The following is a 6,793-nucleotide window of genomic DNA, read 5'->3' as shown; positions in this document are numbered from 1 at the left end:
AAAAGCCCCCGTGGCCCCAAGGTGCCTAAGCCCAAGACATGGGTCCAAGGCACGGCGGTGCATGCGCATGTTTCAACGGACAGAGTAATCAAGGCTGCCAAAACTAAAAGACCTTGAAAGGGATGGCCCTTACGGCGGGTCACTTTTTCCAGACGCCGAAAAAGTAACCAAAAACGCTTGCTCCTGCGTGCGGCCCGCTCGCTGGGGCTCGGGGTTCCTTCGCTTCGGGATCGATCCGGGGGGCATCGCCTACGGTTTGCTTCGCTGCACCTCCTCTCGATGTGTTCGACTGCGTCGAACGGTCGCTGCGCTCCCACCCCCGGATCAATCCCTCCACTCAGCCTTCCGACGTCGCCCGTGGATCAAGATCAAAAGCGGTACTCGAGCTTGCGCTCATTGTGTTGAGTGGGGCGGCATGCGCTGCGAGCGCGGGGTACTCAATTCCTTGTGGGAGCTGGCTTGCCAGCGAAGGCGGCCTGGTAGCCGACCAGTCTCTGGCGGGTGTACTCGATCCCATTGTGGGAGCGAGCCTGCTCGCGAAGGCGGCCTGACAGCCCCCCCAACCTCTAACTGCCTGCACCCAATCCAACTGTGGGAGCTGGCTTGCCAGCGAAGGCGGCCTGACAGCCCCCCAACCTCTAACTGCCTGCACCCAATCCAACTGTAGGAGACAGCCTGCTCGCGAAGGCGCCCCCACAGTCACTCCATTTCTATTTTGCTGCCCCGGCATTGGCATACAAATAATCCGTCGCCAACGACGCCAATGTTCTCACCCCGACCACCAACGCCGACTCATCCACAAAGAACCCCGGATTGTGATTCGGCGCGGCTTTGCTCATGTCCTGATCTCTTGGCGTCACGCCGAGAAACACAAACAGCCCCGGCACTTCCTTGGCAAAGAACGAGAAGTCTTCCGCGCCTCCCACCAGCGGTGCATTCACCACGTCATCCTTGGCCGCCCATTTCAAAGTCGGCAGCATTTTTTCGGTCAGTGCCGGGTTGTTAATTGTTGGGTCATATTTTTCGATGATGGTGACGTCGGCTCTCGCACCGCCACTTTCAGCGATTTTCTCTACGGTCTGGCGTACGTCCGCATGCAGTTTCTGGCGGATGCCGTAGTCGTAGGAGCGGAGGGTGCCGGTCATGTCGACGGATTCGGGAATGATGTTGTAGCGGGTGCCGCCGTTGATGGTGCCGATGCTGACCACTGACGGATAGGACGAGATGTCGGTGCGGCGGCTGACCACGGTTTGCAGGCCGACGATGGTTTGCGCGCCGACGGTGATCGGGTCGATGCCGTCCCAGGGGCGGCCGGCGTGGGTTTGTTTGCCGAGGATTTTGATGCGCAGGTCGTCGGAGCTGGCGAGGGTGGCGCCAGGGCGGTAGGCGATCTGGCCGGCGGGGACGCCGGCCCAGACGTGGAGGCCGAAGACCGCATCGGGTTTCGGTGATTTCATCACGCCTTCTTCGACCATCATTTTCGCGCCCCAAATGTTTTTGCCGTCGGGGATGAAGTCGCTTGGGCCTTCTTCGGCGGGCTGGAAGTAGAAGACTACGGTGCCGGGCAGGGTGTCGCGCATGCCGGTGAGAATTTTCGCTGTGCTGAGCAGGATCGCGGTGTGGGCGTCGTGGCCGCAGGCGTGCATGACGTCGACTTCTTTGTCGAGGTAGATGCCTTTGGCTTTCGAGGCGAATGGCAGGTCGGCGACTTCCTTGACTGGCAGTGCGTCCATGTCGGCGCGCAAGGCCACGGTCGGGCCGGGCAGGGCACCTTTGAGCACGGCGACGACGCCAGTGCGGGCGACGCCGGTTTTCACTTCAAGGCCCATGGCTTGCAGTTGTTTGGCGACCAGTTCGGCGGTGCGTTTTTCCGTGTTGCCCAGTTCCGGGTGGGCGTGGATGTCGCGGCGGGTTTCCAGCAGTTCCGGTTCAAGCTGTTTGGCTTGTGCGGCGATTTGTTCGCGGGTGCTGTCCATCGTGGCAGCACCGGCGTGACCAGCGAGCAGGGTAATGAAAACGGCCTGGGCAATGCGTGTCAGCTGCATCGGGTTTCTCCTTGTTTATTGTTCTTGGCTTCCCTGCTTGTGACAAACGCCCAGCAGGTAAGTGCTCTTGGGTGATTGAAGCGCTGCGCTACCTTCCAAAGTTGCTGAAGAAAAAGAGTAGTAGAGAAACTTCCTACTGCTTTATCAGTTCCGTCCGGCGTGACATATAAAACGCGAGCAATAACTATATATCGCACCACGCAGCATTTATTTCCATAAATTTCTCTAGGTGCCGGTCACGTTATTGGCTGTTTGAGGGCGACCGGCCAGCACGACAAAACTATTGTCCATGGAGGATTTATAAATGCAGCGTAATGGAATAACGCTTCCGTCGACGGTTGTGCGTCCGGATAAACAAGATGAATATTTACATTATTTAGGTGCAGGAGACGGCTCGGGACCAAACATCAACTTTGCGCCTTTGGGTGAAATACTCGATATGGAAAGTATCTATAAAGATACTTCCAGGAATATTGCTCAGGTCATTGAACATGAACTGGCAGAAGTGAGGGCAGCAGGTGATCAAAGTGTCTTGCCTCCTTTGGATGCGCTGGCGCGGGAGATGCGATTCAGGGAGTCGCTGACGACACGAAAATTCAATGCGTTTTTCGTGGCGAGAGACGTTGCCATTCAACGTTTCAGTCATGCCCAAATTGAAACTTTTTTTAACGGTGGCCGGTTACCACAGGTAAATCGGCGAGGCGGCAGTGTCAGCGTTCGGCAGGCCTATAGCGCCTTGTTCAATGCCAAATTGCTGGTCGAAGGCATCAACTTGTTGAACAGCCAGTCGGCCACGGTCAAAGGCATGATTGCTGTGGTGCAAGCGCAGGAAGCCGAGCGGATCGCCCAAGAGCAGGCGCGGTTGGCGGCGGAACACGCCAGGCAGGTTGCACAGGAACAGGCCGCGTCGCTCAAGAGCATGCTCGACGGCTGGCGGAAGAACTGACGCGGCAGGCCGCCGCCAATGAACTCAGGCGACTTGAAGAAGAACAGGCCCGCCTGGCGGCTGAGGCACTGGAGCGCAAGCGTGCCGAGGAACAGGCGGCGCTTGAGGCTGAAGCCGAAGCACGCAGGGTTGCTGAGGAGCAGCATCGGCGGGAGGCCATCGAACAGGCCAACCGCCTGCTTGAGGAGCATCAACGTAGCCGCGGTCATGGCAGCCTTTTACGCCTTCAGGGTAATGTCAGCCACGCCCAACTGGTATTTGCGACATCCGGCGGTGCGGTTGCGATTGCGGACAATCTGATGGCGGGCCTAGCTGCCGTCATTCGCTCGGCGGTTGCCGGCCTGTCGGGTCTCGCGGCAGGCACGGCGTCGGGTCTGATGGTGGGTGTGAGTGCATTCATCTACTCACCGACGCTGGGCAATGGTGAGTTGCCTGAACGCTTTCTGCTCAGCCATCCGCTGTCGGACCTGCTTCCCGGGCCTTTACCGGATCTGCACAGGTTGGCAAGCGAAAGGGCGTTGCTGGATTTACCCGTACGTTTAAGTCCCCGGCCATTGACAGGCAATCTGGCGGAACTGCTCGTTGTTCCGGTCGGCGGTAAAAGACTCCCTTCCGGCGTACGGGTGATTGCAGCCGGTTATAACCCCGGGGAAAACACCTACGGCACCACGCTTACTGACCTTCCGCCAACAACCGTGGTCTGGACGCCTTCAGTAACGCCGACTGACAGTTCAACGCAGTTGCCCGTCGAAGAATCAGCTCCACCGCGATACTTCGGCGGCAATCTCGTCCCGATTGAAGGACGGATCGATACCTATCCTGTCCCGGGCAACATTCACTTCGACGACTTCATTCTGGTTTTCCCGCCGGAATCGGGACTGCCACCGCAGTACGTCATGTTCCGGGATCGCCGGAATGATCCGGGGGTTGCCAGCGGCTATGGAGAGCCGGTACCGAGTAGATGGCTGGAGGCGGCTGCGCAAGGCGAGGGCGCGGCGATTCCATCGGAGATCGCTGAGAAGTTGAGAGGGAGGCAGTTCAAAAGCTTCAGGGCTTTTAGAGAGCGATTGTGGAAGGCTGTTTTCAACGAGGAAAGATTAGCTGAGTTGTTCAATGCGGCGAGTTTAAACGAAATGAAAAAAGGTAAAGCTCCGATAGTAAGAGATAGTGATTTTGCGGGAGAAAGAGTGAAGTACTAGCTGCATCATAAGTTGGGATTGGCAGAGGGTGGAGATTTATATAATGCTGACAATATAAGTATTGTCACCCCTAAGGTGCATGTTGAAATTCATAAAGGGCTTTGATGTGAAATCGATACAAGAAATGAGCGAAAAAAGTTTTCTTGAATTTGTCAGAAAAATCTATAACTCGGGATTTCGTACAGAGAAACAGAAAATTGCTGCCATTCTTGAGTTTAAGCGGCTAGTTGAGCACCCTTCTGGCTCAGATTTGATCTACTACCCGGAAGAAGGTAAGGATGGTCCTGAGGAAGTTGTAATCGAGGTGAAAAAATGGCTCTCCGCTAACGGTAAACCCGGTTTCAAAGACAATTAAAAAAAGCCCCCTATTGGTTTTATCTTCCAATAGGGGACCATCTCTGTTCAGCTTTCCTTTTTGATTTCCACTCCAGGCGTAATCACCTGCACACTCATCCGCGGCGTCGCCAGATCCAGTCCTGCCTCATCCAGATGACGTTTGAGCGACAGGTTGAACGCGCGGGAAACCTCCCACTGCTTGATCGGCGCCGTCTTGAAGCGCGCGCGAAGGATCGCGCTGCCGGATTCGAAACTTTCCACGCCCTGAATCTCCAGCGGCGACCAGATATTGCGGCGTTGCAGCGGGTCGGTGCGCATCTTCTGGCCGACGTCGCGCATCAGTTTGATCGCGTCGTCGATTTCCATGTTGTACGGCACCGCGACGCGGAAGATCGCGTAACCGAATTCCCTTGAGTAGTTCTTGATGCTTTTGATTTCGCTGAACGGGATGGTGTGGACGATGCCGTCGATGTCGCGCAGGCGCACGGTGCGGATGGTCAGGCCTTCGACGGTGCCGAGGTGGCCGCCGACATCCACGCAGTCATCGATGGCCAGTGAGTCTTCAATGATGATGAACAGGCCGGTGATCAAGTCCGCCACCAGCGACTGCGCACCGAAACCGATGGCCAGACCGATCACGCCGGCACCGGCCAGCAGGGGCGTGACGTTCATGCCCATGTTCGCCAGGGCGACGATCAGCGCGATGATGAAAATCGCCACGAACAGCACGTTGCGGATCAGCGGCATCATCGTCTGCGCCCGCGCGTTGGCCAGGCCTTTGCGCGAGCGGGTGAGGGCGTGGTGCACGGCGGTGTCGGCGAGGATCCAGATCAGCCAGGAGAAAACCAGTGTGCCAATCAGGCTGAACAGTTTGACGCTGATGTCATGGCCTTCGCCTTCGGCAAAACCGATCAGCGACTGGCCCCACACGCGCAGGCCGAGTTCGATGAAGACCAGCCAGACCAGCAAATGCGCGAGGGTGTAAAAGAAGTTTTTCAGACGCTCGGAGTACAGCGCGTGGCGTTTCGGCCCGCGTTGCGGCTTGAGCGAATGGCGGCGCACGAGTCCGTTGATCACCATGCACAACACCAGCAAAACCGTGCAGATCAGCGACTGACGCAGCGCGGTGCTGGTGTCGCCGGCGGAGACGAAGGTGGCGAACAGCGAGATGCCGACCAGCACCAGCGCCGGCACGTACCAGAAGGTGCCGAGGATTTCGATGGTGTCGCTGAGGGCGCGGCGGGTCAGGCGTCGGGACAGGGGCTGATTGCGGATCAGGTGCGCGATCGGCCGGCGGAATCGCAGGATGAATAACCCGGTCGACAGCGCGGCGAGAACATTGGCAATGGTCGCGGCGGTGTGCGCCAGATGCGCACCGAGGCTCTCGATCAGGCGCGGGTCGTTCAGCGCTTCGCCGAACGCGGCGAAGCTGCCGATCAGCCACAACGGCCGGAATGCCTGATGGCGCAGGATGTACAGCGCACGATGGCGGTGCGGGCCGTCGAGCAAAGAAAACGCAATCACGCAGATCGCCGAGAAACAGGTGCCAACCACCAAGGCATAGGCCAGCACCATGGCCAGGCTTTTGCCCAGCGACGACGGCAGTGCATAGCTCATGTAGACGGTGATCACCAGCGCAATCAACCACGGCCCGAGCTTGCGCAATGCAAAGCGCAGCATGTCGACGGCCCTGGGATGTTGCGGCAGTTCTTCAGTGAGTCCGAAACGCATGCGCACCCGGTGACTGACCCAGATCAGCGCGGCGGCAAGCAGGCTCCAGACCATCAGGATCATGGCGAAGCCGAAGATGATTGGCAGCCATTCACTGGCCGGGAGCATCAGCGCTTTCAGTTCATCTTTGGCCAGATCGAATTCGTTGGACCAGCGAGTGACCGGGCTGTCGGCGCCGGAAAACTGTTTTTCGAAATTGGCCAGGGTGCCGCCGATCAGTCCGAGTACGCCTTCTTCCGGAGAGGCCTGGGCTTTTTTCGTGGCGTCACGCAGTTTCTTCAGATCGGTCAGCAACTGCGCGCGTTGCTTGTCGTTTTCCAGCGACTTGATGACTTCATCGAGCGATTGCCCCAGCGGTTCCTGGGCTTCGGGCTGCGTCTTGGTGGTGTTGAGCAGGCCCGGCAGACCGACCGCCTGGGCGGGCGCCACGGGCAATAGCGTCATCAGGCAGACGAGGAACAGGCAGGGCAGAGCAAAAAAACGAGCAAACACTAGGCGGTCAACCTCGCAAGGGGCGGATTCGCTGGAGTGTACGA

General features: G+C 58.1%; 4 protein-coding genes and 1 pseudogene. 3 read left to right on the top strand and 2 right to left on the bottom strand.

The annotated features are described in order from the left end of the window. Positions 1 to 710 precede the first annotated feature (710 nt). Entirely contained in the window at positions 711 to 2,045 is a 1,335-nt protein-coding gene (locus CKW18_RS26760) for an amidohydrolase (protein ID WP_095191529.1), read from the bottom strand. Positions 2,046 to 2,349: 304 nt separating this feature from the next. Here CKW18_RS26760 and CKW18_RS30390 point away from each other — a divergent pair, with 304 nt between their 5' ends. The 3 genes and pseudogenes from CKW18_RS30390 (at position 2,350) to CKW18_RS26745 (ending at position 4,545) form a co-directional block, all read left to right on the top strand. Continuing rightward, positions 2,350 to 2,991 (top strand): hypothetical protein, encoded by a 642-nt coding sequence (locus CKW18_RS30390; protein ID WP_141233163.1) that lies wholly within the window; start codon positions 2,350 to 2,352, stop codon positions 2,989 to 2,991. 299 nt (positions 2,992 to 3,290) lie between these two features. Then, a pseudogene (locus tag CKW18_RS26750) lies at positions 3,291 to 4,295 on the top strand (S-type pyocin domain-containing protein). A 19-nt stretch (positions 4,296 to 4,314) separates the two neighbouring features. Beyond that, positions 4,315 to 4,545, top strand: coding sequence for a bacteriocin immunity protein (locus CKW18_RS26745; protein WP_256587112.1), 231 nt, complete (start codon positions 4,315 to 4,317; stop codon positions 4,543 to 4,545). Positions 4,546 to 4,592: 47 nt separating this feature from the next. On the opposite strand, the gene CKW18_RS26740 is transcribed toward CKW18_RS26745, so the two are convergent. After that, positions 4,593 to 6,749, bottom strand: coding sequence for a mechanosensitive ion channel family protein (locus tag CKW18_RS26740; RefSeq protein ID WP_095191525.1), 2,157 nt, complete (start codon positions 6,747 to 6,749; stop codon positions 4,593 to 4,595). Between the last annotated feature and the right edge of the window lie 44 nt (positions 6,750 to 6,793).

Source organism: Pseudomonas sp. Irchel 3E19 (assembly GCF_900187585.1).
Lineage (GTDB): Bacteria > Pseudomonadota > Gammaproteobacteria > Pseudomonadales > Pseudomonadaceae > Aquipseudomonas > Aquipseudomonas baetica.
This window is presented reverse-complemented; position numbering and strand designations above follow the sequence as displayed.

What these genes read in the sequence shown, in the direction of transcription:
- CKW18_RS26760 (WP_095191529.1), bottom strand. Translation starts at nt 2,045, where the DNA reads ATGCAGCTGACACGCATTGCCCAGGCCGTTTTCATTACCCTGCTCGCT.
- CKW18_RS30390 (WP_141233163.1), top strand. Translation starts at nt 2,350, where the DNA reads ATGCAGCGTAATGGAATAACGCTTCCGTCGACGGTTGTGCGTCCGGAT.
- CKW18_RS26745 (WP_256587112.1), top strand. Translation starts at nt 4,315, where the DNA reads ATGAGCGAAAAAAGTTTTCTTGAATTTGTCAGAAAAATCTATAACTCG.